The 22,331-nt window shown below is 42.4% G+C and carries 19 protein-coding genes; 6 read left to right on the top strand and 13 right to left on the bottom strand.

Annotated features, from left to right (window positions below):
• Nucleotides 1-221: 221 nt before the first annotated feature.
• Together MSG93_RS05255 and cueR are read left to right on the top strand one after the other, a co-directional pair.
• A complete protein-coding gene (locus tag MSG93_RS05255; RefSeq protein ID WP_324620856.1) occupies nucleotides 222-2,708 on the top strand; it encodes a heavy metal translocating P-type ATPase in 2,487 nt (828 codons plus the stop codon).
• An 11-nt stretch (nucleotides 2,709-2,719) separates the two neighbouring features.
• Nucleotides 2,720-3,178, top strand: a complete 459-nt coding sequence (gene cueR / locus MSG93_RS05250; RefSeq protein WP_005230570.1) for a Cu(I)-responsive transcriptional regulator — start codon at nucleotides 2,720-2,722, stop codon at nucleotides 3,176-3,178.
• A 98-nt stretch (nucleotides 3,179-3,276) separates the two neighbouring features.
• On the opposite strand, the gene MSG93_RS05245 is transcribed toward cueR, so the two are convergent.
• The 3 genes from MSG93_RS05245 to MSG93_RS05235 form a co-directional block, all read right to left on the bottom strand.
• On the bottom strand, nucleotides 3,277-3,465 hold the full coding sequence (locus MSG93_RS05245) for a heavy-metal-associated domain-containing protein (RefSeq protein WP_004653564.1): 189 nt from the start codon (nucleotides 3,463-3,465) through the stop codon (nucleotides 3,277-3,279).
• Between the two features lie 164 nt (nucleotides 3,466-3,629).
• Nucleotides 3,630-5,834, bottom strand: a complete 2,205-nt coding sequence (locus MSG93_RS05240) for an OsmC domain/YcaO domain-containing protein (protein WP_324620855.1) — start codon at nucleotides 5,832-5,834, stop codon at nucleotides 3,630-3,632.
• A gap of 247 nt (nucleotides 5,835-6,081) precedes the next feature.
• Nucleotides 6,082-6,954 carry a LysR family transcriptional regulator gene (locus MSG93_RS05235; RefSeq protein ID WP_324621022.1) on the bottom strand — a complete coding sequence of 291 codons (873 nt, stop codon included), beginning with the start codon at nucleotides 6,952-6,954 and terminating at the stop codon, nucleotides 6,082-6,084.
• An 89-nt stretch (nucleotides 6,955-7,043) separates the two neighbouring features.
• Here MSG93_RS05235 and MSG93_RS05230 point away from each other — a divergent pair, with 89 nt between their 5' ends.
• From MSG93_RS05230 to MSG93_RS05220, 3 genes are all read left to right on the top strand, one after another.
• On the top strand, nucleotides 7,044-7,943 hold the full coding sequence (locus MSG93_RS05230; RefSeq protein WP_324621021.1) for a DMT family transporter: 900 nt from the start codon (nucleotides 7,044-7,046) through the stop codon (nucleotides 7,941-7,943).
• A gap of 85 nt (nucleotides 7,944-8,028) precedes the next feature.
• On the top strand, nucleotides 8,029-8,388 hold the full coding sequence (locus MSG93_RS05225) for an ArsR/SmtB family transcription factor (protein ID WP_005285929.1): 360 nt from the start codon (nucleotides 8,029-8,031) through the stop codon (nucleotides 8,386-8,388).
• A complete protein-coding gene (locus tag MSG93_RS05220; RefSeq protein ID WP_032869608.1) occupies nucleotides 8,366-8,836 on the top strand; it encodes an SRPBCC family protein in 471 nt (156 codons plus the stop codon). The genes MSG93_RS05225 and MSG93_RS05220 overlap by 23 nt, the downstream gene beginning before the upstream one ends.
• Before the next feature lie 62 nt (nucleotides 8,837-8,898).
• Here MSG93_RS05220 and MSG93_RS05215 read toward each other — a convergent pair whose 3' ends face one another.
• From MSG93_RS05215 to MSG93_RS05190, 6 genes are all read right to left on the bottom strand, one after another.
• Nucleotides 8,899-10,062 carry a hypothetical protein gene (locus MSG93_RS05215; protein WP_324620854.1) on the bottom strand — a complete coding sequence of 388 codons (1,164 nt, stop codon included), beginning with the start codon at nucleotides 10,060-10,062 and terminating at the stop codon, nucleotides 8,899-8,901.
• Nucleotides 10,059-11,351 carry a TolC family protein gene (locus MSG93_RS05210; RefSeq protein ID WP_324621020.1) on the bottom strand — a complete coding sequence of 431 codons (1,293 nt, stop codon included), beginning with the start codon at nucleotides 11,349-11,351 and terminating at the stop codon, nucleotides 10,059-10,061. Before MSG93_RS05210 ends, MSG93_RS05215 begins: the two co-directional genes overlap by 4 nt.
• Before the next feature lie 41 nt (nucleotides 11,352-11,392).
• Nucleotides 11,393-12,979 carry a GH3 family domain-containing protein gene (locus MSG93_RS05205; RefSeq protein WP_324620853.1) on the bottom strand — a complete coding sequence of 529 codons (1,587 nt, stop codon included), beginning with the start codon at nucleotides 12,977-12,979 and terminating at the stop codon, nucleotides 11,393-11,395.
• Nucleotides 12,976-13,764 (bottom strand): hypothetical protein, encoded by a 789-nt coding sequence (locus MSG93_RS05200; protein WP_171067894.1) that lies wholly within the window; start codon nucleotides 13,762-13,764, stop codon nucleotides 12,976-12,978. Before MSG93_RS05200 ends, MSG93_RS05205 begins: the two co-directional genes overlap by 4 nt.
• Before the next feature lie 186 nt (nucleotides 13,765-13,950).
• Nucleotides 13,951-15,498: a DHA2 family efflux MFS transporter permease subunit gene (locus tag MSG93_RS05195; RefSeq protein ID WP_005230593.1), complete on the bottom strand. Its 1,548-nt coding sequence runs from the start codon at nucleotides 15,496-15,498 to the stop codon at nucleotides 13,951-13,953.
• A gap of 20 nt (nucleotides 15,499-15,518) precedes the next feature.
• Complete coding sequence (locus tag MSG93_RS05190) at nucleotides 15,519-16,580, bottom strand: HlyD family secretion protein (protein WP_005285944.1); 1,062 nt, start codon at nucleotides 16,578-16,580, stop codon at nucleotides 15,519-15,521.
• A gap of 718 nt (nucleotides 16,581-17,298) precedes the next feature.
• On the opposite strand from MSG93_RS05190, the gene MSG93_RS05185 reads away from it, so the two are divergent.
• The gene (locus tag MSG93_RS05185) at nucleotides 17,299-18,171 is read left to right on the top strand and encodes a bile acid:sodium symporter family protein (RefSeq protein WP_005285946.1); all 873 of its coding nucleotides are present in this window, start codon (nucleotides 17,299-17,301) and stop codon (nucleotides 18,169-18,171) included.
• Nucleotides 18,172-18,225: 54 nt separating this feature from the next.
• Here the strand turns inward: MSG93_RS05185 and MSG93_RS05180 are convergent, their stop codons facing one another.
• The 4 genes from MSG93_RS05180 to MSG93_RS05165 all read right to left on the bottom strand — a co-directional run bounded on the left by MSG93_RS05180 (nucleotide 18,226) and on the right by MSG93_RS05165 (nucleotide 22,254).
• Entirely contained in the window at nucleotides 18,226-19,227 is a 1,002-nt protein-coding gene (locus tag MSG93_RS05180) for a 2-dehydropantoate 2-reductase (RefSeq protein ID WP_324620852.1), read from the bottom strand.
• A 155-nt stretch (nucleotides 19,228-19,382) separates the two neighbouring features.
• Complete coding sequence (hchA, locus tag MSG93_RS05175; protein WP_324620851.1) at nucleotides 19,383-20,258, bottom strand: glyoxalase III HchA; 876 nt, start codon at nucleotides 20,256-20,258, stop codon at nucleotides 19,383-19,385.
• Between the two features lie 108 nt (nucleotides 20,259-20,366).
• Entirely contained in the window at nucleotides 20,367-21,371 is a 1,005-nt protein-coding gene (locus MSG93_RS05170) for an NAD(P)H-quinone oxidoreductase (protein ID WP_324620850.1), read from the bottom strand.
• 4 nt (nucleotides 21,372-21,375) lie between these two features.
• Entirely contained in the window at nucleotides 21,376-22,254 is an 879-nt protein-coding gene (locus MSG93_RS05165; RefSeq protein WP_324620849.1) for an AraC family transcriptional regulator, read from the bottom strand.
• Nucleotides 22,255-22,331 lie beyond the last annotated feature (77 nt).

Raw genomic sequence — 22,331 nt, 5'->3', positions numbered from 1 at the left:
ATCCTTTCGCTGACGATAAAATATCATCATTTCAATATCTTCATTTAAAACAGTCGGTTTTATTCCGACATCACTTCGCTTGCTTGTTAAATTTTGACCAAAACGAACAATTTGTCTGGCTTAAGCAATAAAACAGTCCATATTGAAAATCCCCTCTTGACCTTCCCATAATGTTAAGGTCTATGCTGAAAGCAATCGGATTAGCGCTATAGGTATAACTTATGGAAACGCAAACAAATACAGATGCTCAAAATATAAAAGTTTCACTTCAGGTAGAAGGCATGACTTGCGCCAGTTGTGTTGGACGCGTTGAAGCAGCACTCAAAAAAGTTGACGGCGTTCAGTCTGCATCAGTGAATCTAGCTACAGAACGTGCAGATATCACGCTTGCTAAGCCGGTAGACCAACAAGTGCTGATTCAGGCCATAGAACAAACAGGCTATGACGTCCCTGCCAGCAGGGTCGAATTGTCGATTGAAGGCATGACCTGCGCTTCATGTGTTAGTCGTGTTGAAAAAGCATTGAATGCGGTTACTGGCGTAAAAACTGCCAACGTCAATTTAGCAACTGAACGTGCCACGGTAACGGGTACGGCTAGCATAGAAAGCTTAATCGCAGCGATTGATAAGGCAGGTTACGATGCCGAAGAGATTCAGGCATCCATTCCAGACCAAAGTGAACAACTTGAGAAAAAAGATCATGAACGAGCTGAACTCAAACGTGACCTGATTATTGCCACTATTTTAGCCTTACCCGTCTTTATCTTGGAAATGGGCTCACATTTGATACCGGGTGTTCATCAACTGATTGACCAAAGTATGGGCATGCAAAATAGTTGGTACTTACAATTCGTTTTAACCAGCTTAGTCCTGATTATTCCGGGGCGTCGTTTTTATCTTAAAGGTCTTCCCGCTTTAGTCCGTTTAGCACCCGATATGAACTCCTTGGTGGCAGTCGGTACACTGGCGGCTTACCTATTTTCACTGGTTGCAACCTTTGCACCACAGTTACTACCTGCAGGCACGGTCAATGTTTATTACGAAGCAGCCGCTGTGATTGTAGCTTTAATTCTACTCGGTCGTTTTCTTGAGGCCAAAGCCAAAGGACGTACTTCCGAAGCCATTCAACGTTTAGTCAGCTTACAGGCCAAAGTTGCCCATGTTTCTCGTAATCATCAGGTTATTGATATTCCAATCAATCAAGTGCTAATGGGTGATCTGGTTATCGTGAAACCGGGTGAACGAATTCCTGTCGATGGCGAAGTCATTGAAGGCCAAAGCTTTGTGGATGAATCAATGATTACGGGTGAACCAATTCCTGTTGAAAAAAACATTGGCAGCCAAGTGGTGGGTGGAACCATTAACCAGAACGGAACTTTAAGTTTTAAAGCGGTCGCTGTTGGTGGCGACACCATGCTGGCACAGATTATCCGTCTGGTCGAGCAGGCACAAGGCTCTAAAATGCCGATTCAAGCTGTGGTCGATAAAGTGACCTTATGGTTTGTACCCGCAGTGATGATTGCCGCTTTACTCACCTTCCTTGTATGGCTGATTTTTGGCCCATCACCTGCTTTAACTTTTGCACTGGTCAACGCCGTAGCCGTACTGATTATTGCTTGTCCATGTGCTATGGGCTTGGCAACCCCGACTTCGATTATGGTCGGTACCGGACGTGGTGCAGAACTGGGTATCTTGTTCCGTAAAGGTGAAGCACTACAGCTGTTAAAAGATGCCCAAGTGGTTGCCGTTGATAAAACAGGCACCTTGACCGAAGGTCATCCTGTGCTGACTGATTTTGAAGTGGCATCGGGCTTTGAACGCAATGATGTGCTCAGTCTTGTTGCCGCAGTGGAGTCACTTTCCGAACATCCGATTGCCAAAGCAATTGTCGATGCGGCAAAAAATGAAGGTTTAGATTTACCAAAGGTTGAGCGCTTTGATTCAGTCACTGGGATGGGTGTCAATGCCACTGTAAATGAACGCCAGAATATCTATATCGGTGCAGATCGTTATATGATCCAACTTGGCTTAGATATCGGCCCATTTTCCCATACGGCACAACGTTTGGGTGATGAAGGCAAATCTCCGCTTTATGTGGCAATTGATGGCGCTTTGGCAGGGATTATTGCGGTTGCCGATCCAATTAAAGACACCACGCCTGCTGCCATTCAAGCACTGCATCAACTGGGTTTAAAAGTAGCAATGATTACCGGTGACAATGCACGTACCGCACATGCCATTGCCAAACAACTTGGGATTGATGAAGTCATTGCCGAAGTGTTACCTGAAGGTAAAGTCAATGCCGTGCAGGAACTGAAAGCAAAATATGGCCATATTGCCTTTGTGGGCGATGGGATCAATGATGCACCAGCACTTGCGCAGGCAGATGTGGGTCTGGCAATTGGTACAGGGACTGATGTGGCAATTGAATCTGCGGATGTGGTATTGATGTCAGGCAACTTGCAAGGCGTGGCCAATGCAATTGCCTTGTCTAAAGCAACCATTGGCAATATTCACCAGAACCTGTTCTGGGCCTTTGCCTATAATACTCTATTGATACCAGTCGCTGCGGGTGTGTTATACCCTGCTTATGGTATCCTGATGTCACCGATTTTTGCCGCGGGTGCGATGGCACTTTCAAGTGTATTTGTACTGGGTAATGCGCTACGTTTACGTCGTTTCCAACCCCCGTCTGTGCATAAAGGCTAATGGAGAACCTTATGAATATTGGTAAAGTTTCTCAAGCTTCAGGTGTAACCGCCAAAATGATTCGTTATTACGAGCAAATTGGTTTGATTCCTGCGGCAGGACGCAGCAATGCAGGCTACCGTTCTTATTCAGACAATGACGTGGAACGTTTGAAATTTATCAAACGCAGTCGTGAACTGGGTTTCTCGGTCACGGAAATCACCGATTTACTGGATTTATGGAATAACCGCAATCGACAAAGTGCCGATGTAAAACAATTGGCTCAGGCACATATCCAAAAGTTGCAAGAGCGTATCCAGGACCTGCAACAAATGGCGCAAACACTCCAGAACTTGGTTGATTGCTGTGCGGGTGACAATCGCCCCGACTGTCCGATTCTGGAAGGCTTAAAAGAACCAAGTCATGAAATCAAGGACATCCATCATCATAATGATCTGCTCTCGCTGTCCCCACTCACTGGGCGCAAGTAGAACACAATAAAAGGCGATCTTGTGATCGCCTTTTATTTTTTTCCATTCTTTTGACACAAAAAAGCGGCTGTTTTAGCCGCTTTTGATTCCAGAACAGATTAACGTGGTGGAAAACCGGCTTCAGATAAAGCCTCGACCACTTGTTGTTGTGAGGCTGTCGTTTCAACCTTAACACTACGATTTGGTGGATCTGTAATGACTTTTGCATTGGCATCTACCGCTTGGATTGCACGGGTTACGCCACGTGCACAGCCACCACAAGTCATATTTTCAACGTGAAATTCCATTGCAAAACTCCATTCGGTTATTTAACAAGATAAACACACTATAAAGCTTCCTATCATTGTAAGGTCAAGCGTTTTTTCTTAAAATTGCAATTTTACTCAGCATTCTCATCATTAAAAAAAGTGCATGATCAACATGCACTTTTTAAAACAATATTTATTGAGTTTTAGCCATTTAAACCGACTGCCTTAGCACGTGCTTTATGCAATTTCTTATAGCTGTCGATCAGACGTAAATGACGGTCAAGCCCTTCCAGTTTCATACTAGTTGGTGTGAGGCCATAGAAACGGACCGTACCTTCAACAGAACCAACTACAGCATCCATACGCTCATTGCCAAACATACGGCGGAAATTGGTTTCGTAGTCTTCAAGCTCCATTTCATCATCGAGTAAGACTTCCAACACCACATTCATGCATTGATAGAACAAACCACGTTCTACCGTGTTGGTATTGTATTGCAAGAAAGTCTCAACCAGTTCTTTCGCTTCTTCAAACTGCTCTAAAGCAAGATAGATCAACAGTTTTAATTCAAGCAGGGTTAATTGTCCCCATACCGTATTGTCATCAAACTCAATCCCGATCAAGGTGGTGATTTCGGTGTAATCATCCAGTTCGCATTCTTCTAAACGCTCAACCAAGGCCTCCAACTGCTCGTTATCTAAACGATGTAGATTAAGAATATCTTCGCGGAATAAGATCGCTCGGTTGGTATTGTCCCAAATCAGGTCTTCAACCAAATAAATTTCAGAATAATCAGGCACCAAGATACGGCATGCGGTTGCTCCTAAGTGCTCATATACCGCCATATAGACTTCTTTGCCCATTTCTTCAAGGATGCCAAACAATTCTGCTGCTTCTTCAGCATTGGAGTTTTCACCGTTATTGGTGAAGTCCCATTCCACAAAGTCATAATCCGATTTGGCACTAAAGAAGCGCCAAGAGACCAAGCCGCTTGAATCAATGAAGTGTTCAACAAAGTTGTTTGGTTCAGTGACTGCATTGCTTTGGAAAGTTGGTTGCGGTAAATCGTTTAAACCTTCAAAACTACGGCCTTGCAACAATTCAGTCAAACTACGCTCTAATGCCACTTCCAAACTTGGGTGCGCCCCAAATGAGGCAAATACACCGCCTGTACGTGGATTCATTAAAGTCACACACATCACAGGGAATTGACCGCCTAACGATGCATCTTTGACAAGGACTGGGAAGCCTTGCTCTTCCAAGCCTTGGATCCCTGCCACAATACCTGGGTATTTGGCCAATACCTCTTGCGGCACATCCGGTAATGCAATTTCACCTTCCAGAATTTCACGTTTAACCGCACGTTCAAAAATTTCCGATAAGCATTGAACCTGAGCTTCTGCCAAGGTATTGCCCGCACTCATCCCGTTACTGAGATATAAGTTCTCAATCAGGTTTGAGGGAAAATAGACAATTTCATCATCGGATTGACGTACGAATGGCAATGAACAAATACCACGTTCTGTATTCCCTGAGTTGGTATCGTATAAATGCGTACCGAGTAACTCATCATCTGGGTTATAAATTTCTAGACAATATTCATCCAAGATTTCTTTTGGTAATTCGCCATTTGGACCCGGTTTAAACCACTTCTCATCTGGATAATGCACAAATTCTGCATTGGCAATGTCCTCACCCCAGAATTGGTCGTTATAGAAGAAGTTACAGTTTAAACGTTCAATGAACTCACCTAAAGCCGATGCCAAAGCACTTTCTTTGGTTGAGCCTTTACCATTGGTAAAGCACATTGGCGATTGGGCATCACGGATATGCAAAGACCAGACATTCGGTACGATATTGCGCCAAGATGCGATTTCAATCTTCATGCCAAGACCTGCCAAAATCCCTGACATATTGGCAATCGTTTCTTCTAATGGCAGGTCTTTACCTGCAATATAGGTGCTGCTTTCCGAAGTCAGGCTTGGCATCAATAAAGCTTGTGCATCGGCATCAATGCTTTCAACTTCTTCGATTACAAATTCTGGACCGGTCTGGATCACTTTCTTGACGGTACAGCGATCGATTGAACGCAAGATGCCCTGACGGTCTTTTTCAGAAATATCAGCGGGTAATTCAACCTGAATTTTAAAAATCTGCTTGTAGCGATTTTCAGGATCAACAATATTGTTCTGAGATAAACGGATGTTATCTGTTGGAATATCACGTGCGGCACAATACACTTTGACAAAGTAAGCTGCACATAACGCAGATGAAGCAAGGAAATAATCAAATGGCCCTGGTGCAGAACCATCGCCTTTATAACGAATCGGCTGATCGGCGATTACCGTAAAGTCATCAAACTTCGCCTCTTGTCGAAGATTGTCGAGATAATTAACCTTGATTTCCATGCGAGCACCTAAATATTCTTATGTGTTGCAAGTACATAAGATTGAAAATAATAATCGATAAGCCGAATCGTGGATCACAAATAGACTTAAAAAACTGTGGCTAAGGTCGTCTTATGACTCTATCTAAACACTGACCTTAGTATTGATGGGCGCTATTATAGAAGTATTTTGTGTAATTGATAACTTTTGTCTGTTTTTCTAGCCTATTTATGAACAATTAAGCAGGTTTTAGCATACTGACCCAAACCTAGAGTTGCACGGCAAGCTCAACAAAGGCTTTTGCAGTCGGTGACATCTGCTGTTTATTCTTTACTGCCAAGCCAATAGAACGCTTGATGTTGGGAGATAATGGGCGTTTGACCACATTGGGGTAAAGCGAAAGAATATTTGTGTCGAGTGCTAAATCTGCCACAATTGAAACCCCTGCACCCTGATTGACCATATTTAAAATCGACAGGATTTGCGACAAGTTATATTTAATCTGTGGAGTGAGTTGTGCAGCCTTAAACAGTTCCATGACATGGTTTTGACTGCCCGCACTGGTCATTATAAAAGGATGATCAAGCAGCTCTTGCAATTGCACTGCTGGCTTGTGTGCGATCTCTAAATCGTTTGGCAATAAAGCGACAAAGATATCCTCCAACAAAGCAAAACTATCAAAGCGGGTTTCAGGCAGTACCACAAAGCCAAGATCAACTTTGCGTTCATCGATCCACTGCAATACTTCTTTATCCGTTCCTTCCATCACCAGTACCTCAACCTCAGGATAGCGCTGTGCAAACTGTTTTAAAATCAGCGGGATCAGCACATTGGAAGACGATGCGCCAAAAGATCCGATCCTCAAGCTTCCTGTTTTCAGACCTTTGAGATCCATCACTTCTTGCTGAATCATGTGAGCAACATTCAGGATTTCATTCGCATAAGGTAGTAAGCGTTGTCCTGCAGCGCTCAGCTCGACTTCATTATTATTTCGATAAAACAGCTGGGTGTGCCACTTCTTTTCCAACGATTTAAGTGCATGCGAAATCGCTGACTGTGAAATATTCAGTTGTTGTGCCGTATGCGTAAAATTTTTTAGTTCCGCGAGCTTGGAAAATATTTGGAGTTGAGTCAGGGTCATCACGACGCATTCATGAGTAAAAGCTCATTTTACTATAAAAATAAATTAGTTTTACGATCTGATTCAATTCCATGTTGATTGAAAATTTCATGCGTCACTTCGCCATTGCGCTTTCGAGTTCCACTGTTTATTTGAAGCTGATCTGTGTTGCCCTAATGTGGGGTGGAACCTTCATTGCAGGACGCATTGTTACAGCGGAACTCTCCCCAACCCTATCTGCATTATTACGCTTTGGCTTTGCTGCCATCTTACTGGTGTTGATCTTATTGAAAAGCACGGGAAGATTTCTCCATCTTTCTGTACAACAACATGTCTATGCCATCTTGATGGGATTGACGGGGGTATTTGCTTATAACTTATTTTTCTTTGCTGCTCTGTCCAGAATTGAAGCAGGCAGAACTGCACTATTTGTGAGCTTATCCCCTATTTTAACCATCTTGGCCATGCGGATATTCTTTCACGAAAGGCTACAAAGAATAAATTATTTAGGTGTATGTCTCGCTTTAATCGGCACACTCATCGTGGTGAGTAGAGGTGAATTTTTTGCTGCCTTCACTCAATCTTTTGGAACGGGTGAAATGATGATGTGCGGTGCAGTTTTGAGCTGGGTCATTTATACGATTTGTTTTAAACAGACTCAAGCCTCTGCTTTAACCATGACCACCTATTCGGTACTATGGGGTACAGGTTTTCTTTTACTCAGTGCATGGCCGGAATTACGTGCTAGCGGGTTGATGGATATTTCGTGGAGCAGTTGGCTATCCATTCTTTATTTAGGTGCTTTTGGCACAGTTCTGGCTTTTATCTGGTATGCCGAAGCAATTCATCACATTGGACCATCTCGAACCATTATATTTAATAATCTGGTACCTGTATTTGCAGTCTTACTGGCATTTCTGATTCTGAAGGAACCCATCACCTGGTCTATGCTGCTTGGTGGTAGTCTAAGTTTTATTGGGGTTATTTTAACCAATAAACAAGAAAAATAGAGCGATAAAAGTTGTAATAGAAACTTAGCTTCTTAGCTAAGTTTTTTGTTGACAGCTGTCTATTTTGTGCGCAATACTTAGCTTTATGGCTAAGTATGATTCTAAACTCGATGTGTTATTCAGTGCTCTCAGTGATCCAACGCGTAGAGATATCTTAACGCGACTGTCTTTTGGGGCAGCATCGATCACCGAACTGGCTGAACAACATGACATGGCCCTGCCATCTTTTCTAAAACATTTAAATAAATTAGAACAAGCAGGACTTATTCATTCAGAAAAAAATGGACGAATCAGAACTTGTGCCCTGACACCCGAAGCTTTCACCCCCATGCAAAATTGGTTAAGTGAACAACGGGCAATCTGGGAACAAAGACTTAATCAATTTGATCGTTATGCACTCGAATTAAAAAGGAAAAGAGAAAATGAAACTAGATCCAAAGACTGATTTAAAACTGGAAAGAGTGATAGATGTTCCGCGTGAGCTGGTCTGGGAATGCTGGACCACACCTGAACATATCCAACACTTCTTTATTCCTCGCCCTCACTCGATTAAAGCCTGTGAAATTGATTTACGAGTGGGTGGAAAGTTCAATACCATCTTTGATGTGGATGGTAATGAAATCAAAAATGAAGGGGTTTATCTGGAAGTGATTGAAGGCGAAAAACTGGTCTTTACCGATACCTATACCGAAGACTGGAAACCTGCTGAAAATCCATTTATGACCGCAATTCTGTTGCTTGAAGATGCAGGCGATGGTGCAACCAAATATACCGCAATTGCCAGACACCGTACTGCCGAAACTCGTCAACAACACGAAGACATGGGTTTCTTTGAAGGTTGGGGAACGGTGATTGATCAACTGGTTGAGTATGCTAAAGGCCTGAAAGCATAATTTACACATTACACCTAGAAAATTCCTCAAGCTTTAAATCGCTTGAGGAATTTTTTTATGACTCAAATGCGTCCCACTTCTAAATACGGAATTAGATGCTTATTAAAGTTGGGACGTGGATCACCCTGAAAACTAATAAAACCGTGCATGCCTGTTAAGCGTTCACCTTTATAAAACTGATTGAGCTGGAAACGAGGATCTTGATGCGACAAGGTAAAGCTCACAACTCCTACACCTCGCTGCTTAGAGATTTTCTGTGCATCTTCAAGCATTAAATGATGCAGTGCTAACTGCTGGGGATGGCACAACAGGCTATGTAATACATGATATCTCACCGAGTCACCAAGTTTAGGCAATGGCATGCCTTTAGTCACTTTGGTCAATACATTATAGATTGGACGTACAAGGCCAATCGCTGAACTGTAATGCAGGATTTTGGTCTGTTTAATAGTATGTTGATCCCACAATCCAAACATCCCCACAAGTTTTCCATCTTGAAAGTAAAGCTGAAAGTCCGAGAGTTGTAGTCCCGAAAAATAAGGGTGCCCTGCATGTAACTCTGCGAAATTATAAGCCGGGATAAAATTATAATGCTGCGACATTTCGGCAATAAACCGGTTCATTGCAGTAATATGTTCGGGTCGAGCCTGACATGATTTAATCTCCCCCCTCTCAGTTTCAGTCCTGTGATTTAAAAAGGCTTTAATTGTTCTCTTGTTTCCCAGATGCGTTAGTGTCAGTGTTTCGATTAAGCCCTCATCATAATAATCAGGAATCCCGCTTTTTCCGGTTTGTATGGCTGCTCGTGCCGCATAGTTATCATTAAAGATAATCATCTGGCTAAAATCAGGTTGATGCAGGGTCTGCTTGACATGCGCACCCAATACTTTGACTAAGGATTTGCCACGATAGTTTGGATCTACACGCAAATCACTGGCATAGCGCACATTCTGTATTGCCTTATCGACATAGCACGGGCGATGACCATTGCTATAACAGGCAACATTCTTTTGATGTTCAGTATCTTCAATCACAACATGCAGCTTATGTCGATACAGAATATCTGAAGCTTTAAAATAGCTCGGTTCACGCTGAAAACTGATTTGTACGCCCTTGGTGGTCATCGGCACCGCAATCAGTGCTCGCAAGGCCTGATCATCTGCCAAGGTTGCTTCACGGGTAATCAAGCTGTTTTGATGAGGGGATGTCGGTGGGTTTGTTTTCATTGATTATTCACCTGTGTAGCCGTCTGGTCTGGAACCAGCTGATTTAATTGTCCCATCTGATCCAGGAGTTGATAGACATACACGACTTCGTCCTGTTCATTGACGGTTTTTTGGGTCTGTACGTCTAATAATTTTTGTTCGGTATTGAGCAGATCAAAGGTGGTTTTGGTGCCTAAGTCGAACTCTTTTCGGGTGTAGACAAATGCAATCGATGCTGCATCTATGGCATTTTGCAGTGCCTCTTTATTTTGTCGAATGCTTTGCAGCTGTGCATATGTAGTTCGTGCCCGCTGATTTAAATCAAGCTCAAGCGTCCGGATCTTTTGCTTAGCCAGATCGACATCGGCCTGCGCTTTCCTTGTATTGGCCCGGTTCAGGCCATCATCGAACAAAGGCACATTCAGTTGTACGCCCACCATGTAATTGTTACTTTCAGAACCGATATAACTTGCTTCATGCTGCTTGCCTGCTCGGCTGGTCAGCATGACTGTCGGCCAGAGTTCCCGTTTGGTTAAGGCGTATTGTTTCTCGGCAGCCTGTTTTTCATATTTGCCGCGCATCAATGCAGGATGACGGTTAGTTCTCGCTAAAACTTCATCCACGCTGTTTGGAATTGCAGGCAACTGTTTGATTGCAATAAGATTATCTGCGGTTAAACCAGTAATTTGATAAAACTGTGCTTCACTCACCGTAAGATTAGATTGAGCCTGTGTAATATCAGCTTGGCCTTGGGCCACTTGGGCCAGAACCTGAGCCAGATCGGCACGGGTAATCATGCCCACGTCAAAACGCCGTTGTGATTCATAGAGCGAACGCTGCAGATTTGACATGGTTTTTTTCCGTAGCTCTAAAATCGCCTTTTTCTTTAATACGTCGGTATAGACCATCACCGTATTCAAAATGGTTTCCGATCTTTGGTCAGATAAACCCTGCGCCTGTGCGGATAACTGGTTCTTCGCTACTTCAACGCCCAAACCATGCCGTCCGGACGTATAAACGGGATAGTCCAGCTGTAATTGCAGACTTCGGCCTTTGCGGTTGCCTTCGGTTGGAAACATGACCTGAGCAGGTGTTTCCACCCGCTCATAATCAAGTTGACCAACCAGATTGACTTTTAAGCCATCCCGTTGTTTAGCCTGCTCAAGCATTGCAGTAGACTGACTGACACTTAAACGGCTGACTTCGAGTTGACTTTCATGCCTTAAACTTGCGGACAAAGCCTCGTCTAAAGTCATGGCACTGACTGTATTTGAAACGAATAGCATTCCCATGCACAGTACAAGATGCATAGGCTTTAAAAACGGCTTACTAAATTGCGTCTTCCCTTTCTTCATAGTTGTTCCAAACTATTCAGGGTAATTTTCTTTAAGGGTTCAGGCTTGATATTGCCTTCGATAATGCCATCAAACATCACCAGCTTTTTATAGGCATTCCAGCCATTCGGCGCTTGACGAATCTGAGGTTGATCTAGCTGACCTAAGTTCCGGGCAAGTTCATAATGAAAATTCTGACGCAAAATACGATCAATATATTCATCGTTAACACTGTGATGAATTTCCCCTTCAAACAGAACACAATAAAATGGTTTAACCTGCTGCTCGGTATCAATCGCCAGCAAGGAGATGGCTTTAGAGTCGGTTTCGTTCAGTTGTGAAAGCAGTTGCTGTGCTGTCTCTGGAGCAAGCTTTTCACCGACCAGATCGACACCAAAACGGCGTCCCTGAAACTCAAAGCAAGGAATCTGTTGCAGAAAACCGGTGACCCGTAAACAATCATCAAGACAATAACGTAGTAAACCATTCCCCGATGTGATGATTGGACTCACCACATCACCCACTTTAAGTTGCCATGACGGGATAATCTGGCCCTGTTTCTCTCCCTCAAGATATTCAAACTCATAAAAATGACTTTGATAAGCTAACGGATATTGATCGTTATATGGAATGGTCACCACACCTTCAGTTGCCCATAGACCTTTGCCCTCGAACTGCACATCAGGCAGTCTCTGCTTTAATTTTTCAGCCCAGGCTTTAGAGCCCGCGGTATCCCAACTGGAGACCAGACTTAATTTTGGCCAAAGCTGCTTAAAATCAATGTGCTCACCATTAGAACTGTTGATTAAGGCCTGTGCACTTTCAGGACTATAAGGTGCCGTGACGTCTTTCAACGAATTTTGGCGCATACCCCATAATCCACTTTCCAGCACTTCAATCACTTCCTGTTGCAGCGCTTCCAGACGTTCCAGCAACTGTAGTGCAAAGGTTGGACTCCACACCGAGATCATGGCTAGATTTCGATTAGCCACCAGATAACAAATGGTCGCAAACAATGCATCATCGGCATTTGCAGCAAAGGCCACATTACTTGGAACAGCTTGGGTAAACTTGGATAAGATCCGTTTACCCATGCCTAATAATGCACTGTCATCATTCAGGTTTTTGTCTTTTAAAACTTCACGCTGGCTTTCCGGCAACCATGACACGGACCAATAGTGAGTTCCTGCGCGCAATTGAGGACACTTGCGGTACATGCTGGCTAACCAGGGAGCAATGGCATGATCGAGTTGATCTAAAAACAGTTTGGTATAAGGAATAAACTTAATCTGTTCACTTGAACCACTGGTTGGCTGAAAACGCACCAGCTTGCTGCTGGAAAGCGCAAGCTTTTGTTCACGATAGCGCTGGATATCTTCTCGCCAGGCGCCGTAACGCGTGGCTGGGAATGATTTTATAAACTGTTCATAATTTTGCACTTTTTTATCTTTAGCAAAGGTTGAGGTCTGTAAAATCGAATGCAAAATTTGACGCTGAGTCGCTTCTAATGCATTAAAGCGTTTGGTAAAGTTACGATCAGAGGCATCACACCATTGTTTTAAAATAAGATGCGAGCCTGTTGTCAGCCATTCAGCAGCTTTCATTGGATCGCCTCCCGACGGTTGGTTTTAGAGATTGAAAGCGCCTCACATTTGCCTTTACTGGTCGGCTTTGTCATCAACTTTACCGGAAAACGGGCAATGTCTTTCCAGCCCATACGTCCGATGCATGGGAGTTCTGTGCCAATAGTCCAGGTCGGATTTTTCTGTTCAAAGAAATCAATATTCGGATTTTTCTCTCTCATTTCAGCCGTGATCGGGGCAATTTCACCTTTTAATGGCTGATAATCCTCGCCAAAATTTAATAATCCTGCTTCTTTATCATAATATTCGCCAAAGAAATTTTCACAGTAATGTTCAATCACTGAAGAGAGATGCTGGTTTTCATCTTTAATATTGGGGTAATACACATAATAATTATTGGCAAGTAGTAAATAGGTTTTATAACCTTTAGAAATCAGTAACCAATACAGCTCATTAAATGGATATCTGATTCTTAACTTGATCATCAGTTTGAGCATGGTGCTTTGAAGGGAGCGCGTTCCCCAAAACTCTTTTAAAATAACGGTATCGCCACTAAATAAAACGGTATAGTCCTTACCATTTAGATAGAAATGTTGCACCACGACGGTAGAGAAACCAACAATTTCATTGGTCTCTGTATTAAAAACCAAGATTGCTCCGCTTTTCTTTTTAAAATCATCCACAAAAATAGAAAATCTGGTGTTTTCATAATATTGCTCATAAATCGAGTACATCACTTTTAAGCGATCAAGATCGATTTGCTCTTTTTCAAAATATTGACCATAGGTACGTTCTTTCTGGTTCAATTTTGAAATTAGTTTATATGTTGTATTAATCATAATACTTAACCTTCCACATCTAGATACGCGAGTTCCCCGACCTCATACAGAGATATTCAAAAACTCATCTAAGTGTTGTTTTTATAAAGGGATCTTTTTTATATAAGCCCTATTGTTTTTGATTGTTTAAAATTACCCTCTCTTTTTGGATTTCTACATATTCATTTTTTTCCCCCGATCCATAAATATGGTTAAAAATGCGGTCACAAACATAATGATTGCGAGCATACGTAATAAATCATTAAAACTTGATGTCAGCGCCTGATAATGAATGTCACGATAAATCACGCTCAGCGCAATTTGCTGGGCGTTTGAACCAACTTCCTGATATTGCGCCGTAAGCTGATCCAGTCTTTCGACGAAGATCCAGTTCTGGGGATTCATATACTGATTAATTTGAGTGACATGTAACGCTGTCAGCCAATCCAGTGAAGAATTAATCAGCGCCAATCCCACTGCTCCGCCAATATTACGCATCAGGTTGTAAATCCCGCTGGCATCAGCAACCTTACTCAGCGGTAACGTACTCATGGCCAGATGTGAAACCACAATCAGGCAGATCATCAGGCCTATTCCGCGATAAATTTGCGGCCAGAACATAAAGTCATAATCGCTGTGAATGCTGAGATGTGAATTCAGCCATACACCAAAGCCCGCCAGAATCATGCCGACGAATACGGTTTTACGGGTATCAAAATTAGGAATCAGCCAGGCAAGGAATGGGGCAAAAAAGAACATCACTACGCCGGTGACCATCATGACGTGACCAATCTGGCTACTGTTCATTTCTCTTACCTGTCCAAGAAAGACCGGAATCATATAGCCCAAGCCATAAAGTGCCATGCCGATCACAAAGGTGGTAATCGCGCTGAGGGTGAAATTCTTGTTCCTGAATACGCTTAAATCGAGTAAAGGTTTAGGCTGAGTAAAGCTTCTGGAGAAGAAAATCATGCCACCGATCAGACAGACCATAAAGGCAATACGCACACCCGAGTCTGCCAGCCAATCGTGCCGTGCACCTTCATCCAGAAAATATTCCAGTCCACCCAAGAACATCGCCATACCAAGCAGGCTCAGCCAGTCCATAGTTTTAATCAGTGAATAATTAGCGCGGTCAATATTGGGCCCTGAGTAAATCACGGTGGCAATAATAATCCCGGGAATGATGTTAATCAGGAACATCCAGTGCCATGAAAAATTATTGGTGAGCCAGCCGCCTATGGTTGGACCAATTGCTGGACCTAGAGTACTGACCATGCCAAAGGTCACCAACGGTAAGGAACGCTTTGCCTCAGGGAACAGCAGATATAATGCCGTCATTGAAGTTGGAATCATGCCACCGCCCATAAAGCCCTGAATCGCACGAAACACCAGTAAACTTTCCAGATTCCATGCCAGTGCGCAGAGTAAGGAACTAATGGTAAACCCCACTGCACAAAGGGTGTAATAGACACGGGTCGAGAGAACACGCGAGACAATACTGGACATTGGAATGGCAATGATCTCTGCAATCAAATACACCGTTTGAACCCAGGTCACCTCGTAACGGCTCGCACTCATCCCTGCCTGAACTTCGTTTAAAGAACTGGCGACGATCTGAATATCAAGAATTGCCATAAAATTGCCAAAGATCATGGCAGCGAAAATTGCCCATGCCGTTTTCGGGGGAAATTTCCACTCATTTTCAACAGCCTGATTCATCACTTATACCTGATTTATGCTTAAGTTCTGAGATCAACGGTCGCACTGACCGACATGCCTGGCTTAATCAGATCGATGTGCGGACTTGAATCGATACTGATGCGTACCGGAATACGTTGTACGACTTTGTTAAAATTCCCTGTTGCATTGTCAGGAGGCATTAGCGAAAAAGTTGCCCCTGATGCTGGCGAAAAGCTTTCGATTTTTCCGGTATAAGTCAGGCTTGGATAGGCATCTATTTTGAGTTTAACCTGCTGGCCAATATGCATTTTTTCTATTTGTGTTTCTTTGAAATTGGCCTGCACATATAAGCTTTTGTCTGGAATGATCGCCATCAAGCGCGTTTGCGGTGAGACACGCGATCCCTTCTGGATTGCAAGACTGCCAACTTTACCGGTCACAGGACTGACTACTTTGGATGAAGCCAGATCAATCTGATAAAGGTCCAGACTGGCATTGGCATTTTCAATGTCGGCTAAAATCTGGGCTCTACTTGCCTGCAAGCTGCCCAGTTGTGCTTCAGCAGCATTGACCGCGGCTTGCGCCTTGCTTAGTTGTGCCTGTGCGGTCAAATATTGGGACTGAATGCCTTCAAAGTTTTGTCGGGTAATCACCCCATCTTTTAACAGGTCTTGATAACGTTCAAAATCTTTTTTCAAGCGCGATAGATCAGCTTGCGCTGCAATAACACCACTATTTGCTTCACTGATGGATGACTTGGCTGATTTTTCATTTTGTTGCTGCACTCCAAGTGCTGCTTGTTTTAAGGTCACCATAGAACGGGCCTGATCATAACGGGCCTGATAGTCGCGATGATCCAGTATTGCCAAGGTTTCGCCTTTTTTAACAACCTGATTGTCTTTAATGATCAACTCAATAACTTCACCCGATATCTTTGGCATCACCCAGGTCAGATCTGCCTGAACATAGGCATTATCGGTAGACTGATAATATCGATATACAAAAAGATAATATATAATGCCGATGAGAAGTAATAACAGCAGCACACTAAAAACTGCTCCTGTTATTTTTTTTCGACTTTGGAAATTAGTGTCAGTTTCTAGCTGAGCGACGTTATCCATATTGATTCCGCTTATTTGTCATACTCAATTTTTTATTCTCACCAATAAAATATTGGGATCTTTTTTACTTAACTTTTCACCTGCTTTTATTCAAAAATCGTCACAGGGTAAAATTGCTGCTGATTATCATTCTTAAGTCAAATAAATATCATTGACCATTTTGACATGCATCTTTTCTATTTCTGTCAGTAGTACGAATCTTATAAAAACTATATTTAAAAATGATGTAATTTAAGATATGGCCTATTTTGTTGAGTTAAATTTGTTTTTTATAAGGTTCTATTCTATTGTTAATGCTATATATATTTTATATAAGTGAGTTAAGAAAAAATTTCTACTGAACAGAACAGGTCTATACATTTGCTTATTTTGTATACATAATCTGCTTTTTGTAACCGATTTAAAATAACGTTGTAAAAATGTAAAAATGATGCAAATAATTTTTATATCTTATTTTTGTATAATCTAATTTTGGATCATTTGACAGATTTATGACAGTAAAACAAATAAATTATTTAATAGTTATAAATATTTAGAATTAATAAAATAAATTTATTGATTGGTTATTTATGATTGATAATAATTGGATTTGTTTGTGTGGTAGTTATTGTATTGGCTTAATTTTGCCAAATGCATCAAAAACTATAGGTAGATATTTTTATAGTCAATAATATATAAATTTTTTTAATATAAATTTAACCTAAAGGAATAAATAGTAATGGATTCTGGATTAATTACCCTTTTTTTACCCATTGCACTGGCGATTGTCATGGCTGGTTTAGGCTTGGAACTCACTTTAAAAGATTTTGCCCGTGTCACCAAACACCCCAAAGCCGTCATCATTGCCCTATTTTGCCAGTTGGTTTTATTGGTCGGGATTGCATTCCTGATTTGTAAACTACTGTCTCTTCCTCCATTACTTGCTGTCGGTTTAATGCTGCTGGCTGCCTCACCCGGTGGATCGACTGCGAACCTGTTCAGTTACTTATATAAAGGCGATATTGCTTTAAACATCAGTTTGACCGCCATTAATGCATTAGTGGCAGCCCTGTTCTTACCTTTTATTGTCAACTTCGCCATTTTGCATTTTATGAATGAAGGACAGCAGCTTGGACTACAGTTTTCTAAGATTCTGCAAGTTTTCCTGATTATTTTGGTACCTGTGGCAATCGGTATGCTGGTGCGTCATTTTGCGCCGCATATCGCAGAAAAGTTAAATCGGCCAGTCCGAATTTTTGCAATTGTTTTCCTGCTTATCATCATTGCTGGGGCGATTTTTACAGAACGGACTAATTTGTTAGCTTATTTGGGGCAAATCGGTTTCGCCACCGCATTATTCTGTGCAATTAGCCTCGCGGTCGGTTATTTTGTTCCCCGATTGTTTGGTATCAGTTCCTATCAGGCCCGTGCCTGTGCCTTTGAAATCGGTATTCATAATAGTACTCTTGCCATGACCATCGCGCTTACCGTCATGGCCAGTACAACCATTGCGATGCCAGCCGCGGTGTATTCCATTTTTATGTATATCTTCGCAACGATCTTTGGCATTTTGATCACCCGCTTCGGTCCACCCATGACTGAAAAGTCTTAAGTACTTATTATCGACACTAGCGTATGACTGATTTTCAGTGATACGCTATTTTAATTATGAGACTTCTAGCTGTTGTTTAAGCGCTTGTGCTGACCATGCCTTGGGCGATGTTTCAGCCTGTTTAATCAATTGAATCAGTTTGGCATTGACTGGTGCTTTCAAATTGAGTTGTTGTGCTAAACCAACAACTTCTCCATTAATCCAGTCAATTTCTGTGCTTCTCCCTGCCATGAGATCATCGGCCATCGAGGAACGTGCCAGCGGATCAATCGCTAACATATTTTTGCTAACGGCATTAAAAATAAAATCTGGCAGGCTTAATACCCTAGGAACAATCTGCGCTGGCAAGGCCGTCAGTTGAGCAGGTTTAATTCCTGCAATTTTAAGCAGTTTTAACGCTTCCATCTGTGCCATTGCCAGACATTGACGATATCCCCGAATAGAAAGCTGTTGCTTTAAAGGAAGTTGTGACAAGGCATTCACTGAATTATTCAGATTAAGAATTAACTTGGCCCATTGTACTGCCTGCATATCAGATGCAAGTTTGAGTTCCAATCCAGCAGTTTTAAATGCACTTATCAACTCATGCATTGGCTCGTGCTGCTGGGTATATAGAGCTCCTTCTGTACCTTGATGAAACCTACCATTTCCCAAAGCCGCGACATTAAAAGGAACCATGCCTGCAAGAATGGTTTGGTTGGGCAGAATCTGTTTTAAAATCTCCGCATTTCTTAAACCATTTTGAAAACTGATAATCAAGGTCTTGTTTGTTAAAACAGATTTTAACTCATGCGCAACTTGCTCAGTGGCGGCCGATTTAACACAGACAAAAATAATATCTGCTTGCGCTGCAAGCTGTGGATCATCACTCAGTTGCAACTGGTCTGCTGTAATGGTGTGTTGATACCCAAGATAGTCCGAAACGGTCAGGCCGTATTGTTGTAATTGCTGGCGAATTTTGGGGCGGACAATTAACTGGACATTGCATCCTGCAGCGACCAGTCGACCACCCAGATAACATCCAATATTACCCGCACCATAAATACATATTTTCATTTAACATCCTGTTCAGTTCACATCCATGTGAGTGACTTTAACCTTAAGTCATAATAGAGATTGTCAGTAAATTGACAATTGATACAGCTATATAGATTTAAAAGTTAAAAAAGCCCAACATTAGATGTCAGGCTTTCATTTTTGATCTCAAGCAATTAACGTAGCTCTGGATCGGCCAATAAAGTGCTTGCTGCCAATTTGCCTAGGTTATTGGAAGCCAGCGGACTATCACCCGTCAGTAATTTTCGGTCCTGGTGCACCTGACCTGTAATTCCTGTGTTCAAAATTTTAACGCCAAGCTTTTGCAGATTTTCACCCACCAGCCATGGCAGTTGTCCTGGCATATAACCAATATCAATATTCGCGCCTTTATCTAAAGCATCAGGGAAAACACAAAGCTGATAGTCTTTGAAAATATAGTCTTGTGGATTTTCATCAACCGCTGCGGCAAGTAAAGCTGCTGGTCCATGACATAGCGTAATTACATATTTATCGTTGGCAAGGGCCCACTTTAATAATGCTTTGACTTCGGTGCTTTGTGGAATCTTCGCCAATACACCATGTCCACCTGGGATGAAAATACCTGCATAAGGTGAATCAGCGCTTAAGGCTTGCTCGAGTACATCAGCAAGTTTTAAGGGGGCTTTGAGCTGTTTCTCATATTTTTTATAGGTGTCTAGTACCACTTGTTCTTCGTTGGGCATCGCCCACATTTCCAGCTTGACCGGATTGCCTGACAGTGTTGCCACGTCAAAGGCAAAACCTGCATTATCCAGATGGAACATGGGCAATAGCATTTCCACTGGGTGATTGCCGGTAGAAAAGAATTTTTCATTTTGCATCAAGATATAACGTTCGTCTGTCGCGATCATCAAAATCTTTTTATCGCCCTGATACGGCTGTGAATAGGTTATACCCTCATAATCCGTTTTAGCAGAAGTATACTGGCTCAATGAATACGGCGATGGAAAGAAGGCATTATCTTCCGCACGGTCTGGTGTTGGATTACGATCATCGGTATTTGTTGTCATTTCAAGTTTCCTCATTGCATCGTTTTATTTATAAGCATATTGCGTGAGCAACCTGCCATACTCAAGGACTGAATACGAACAGGCATAGAATGAATATAATCAGGCAAATTAAGACTTAATTTCGAGTACCACCTTGCCAGTATGCTGGCTGCTTTCCAGACATTGGTGTGCCTGTGCGACATCCTCAAAAGCAAAGGTTTTATAGATGATTGGCTTACATTGCCCTGCCTCAATCAAAGGCCAGACAAACTGTTCAAGATCCTGAGTAATTTTAGCCTTTTCTTGATTTGTTCTGGCACGCATGGTTGAGCCAGTGACCACTGCACGTTTGAGCATTAATTCCTGTATATCAAAGCCGTCAACTTTACGCCCGCCCATAAAGCCAATAATCACCAGCCGACCATCACGCTTTAATAATCTCAGGTTTTGGTTAAAGTATGACGCACCGATAATATCCAGAATCACATCCACGCCCTGTCCATCGGTCAGCGCCAAAACTTCTTTTTCAAAATCCTGCGTTTTGTAGTTAATGACCTGTGACACAGCAGATAATTTTTCAACTTTGTCATCACTCCCCACCGTGGAGAAGTTTTTAATGCCCATGGCATGACACAAGCTGATCGCGGTTGAACCAATCCCACTGGCACCACCATGAATCAGCACGGTTTCATCTTTCTTTAATTGACCAATCTGGAACAGGTTTGCCCAGACGGTGAAATAAGTTTCGGGAATCGCAGCAGCCTCAATAAAACTGAGATTTTTTGGAATCTTCAAGCTTTGATTGGCGGGTACGGCACAATATTCAGCGTAGCCACCGCCGTTGGTGAGTGCGCAGACTTTATCACCCACTTTAAACTGAGTGACTCGAGCACCTACTTGTGCGACCACTCCTGATACTTCCAGTCCGGGAATAGGCGTAACGCCTTTTGGCATCGGATATAATCCTTGGCGCTGTAAGATATCCGGTCGGTTAATTCCAGTTGCGTAGACTTCAATCAGGATTTCATCTGCTGTAATTTCTGGGCGTGCTCCCTCGGCAAGCTGTAACACTTCAGGACCGCCTGCTTGAGTAATTTCGATATATTTCATTTGCTCTACGCTATTTTGATTCATCTGATCATGACTCCGTTTCAGTATTCGATTCAGCATGTTTGGGCGGAAAACCAAACTGCTTTTTAAATTCTCGGCTAAATTGAGAAGAGCTCTGATAACCAACAGCATAAGCCGCCTGAGCCACACTTTGGTCTGCGTTTTGCAACAATTGTTTTGCCTTATGCAAACGGACGACTTTTAAATATTGCAACGGTGAATGTTGTGTCACCTGTTTGAAGGCTTTATGAAATGCAGAAGTACTCATATTGGCTTGCTCTGCCAGCATGTCTACAGTGAGCTTTTCGGTAAAATGGTGCTGGATATATTCGCAGATTTTATAAATGGGTCTGAGATTGCCTTGTGCCACCAAACCTTTTAAGGCATCTGCGCCTGCATTTTGTATCACTCGATAAAGCAGTTCTCGTTTAATCTGCTCGCCTAAAACCAGCACATCCTGTTCCGAGGTCAATGTCTGTAATAAACGATTCAGCACACTCGAAATGGCCTGATCATATTCGATCACACTCATTCCTGTGGTGAGTGGCTTAAACTGGTAATTCTCGAAATAGGTTTTTGCAAGTAGCTCATTGACAGTGTCTGCTTCCAGTTTCATGCTAATCGCAATCATCGGTGCTTCCGCACTGGCAATGGTGTCACAATCAAAAGGCATTGACACCGAGACAATCAGGCATTGACCTTGTTGAAAGGAATAGGTTTCTGTGCCGATATAACCGCGCTTTTGGCCTTGTAAAACAAATACTTGGGTGGGTTCCTGCAATACCGCGATCGGTGGTGTATTGTGGTCTACGCGCATCAGCACAATGCCATCAATGGCTGTAGCAAAAAAGCCTTCTTTCTGAACCAGTTTTAGAAATGAGTTGATCAGTGTTTGGTCATTCATCATGTGTCATCTGATGATTGGAAATGTGATTTTTATTATTAAATAGCAAACAGATAAAAACTGTTAGTTTTATGCAGAAT

The organism is Acinetobacter sp. IK40, assembly GCF_035615075.1.
Classification (GTDB): Bacteria; Pseudomonadota; Gammaproteobacteria; order Pseudomonadales; family Moraxellaceae; genus Acinetobacter; species Acinetobacter courvalinii.
This window is presented reverse-complemented; position numbering and strand designations above follow the sequence as displayed.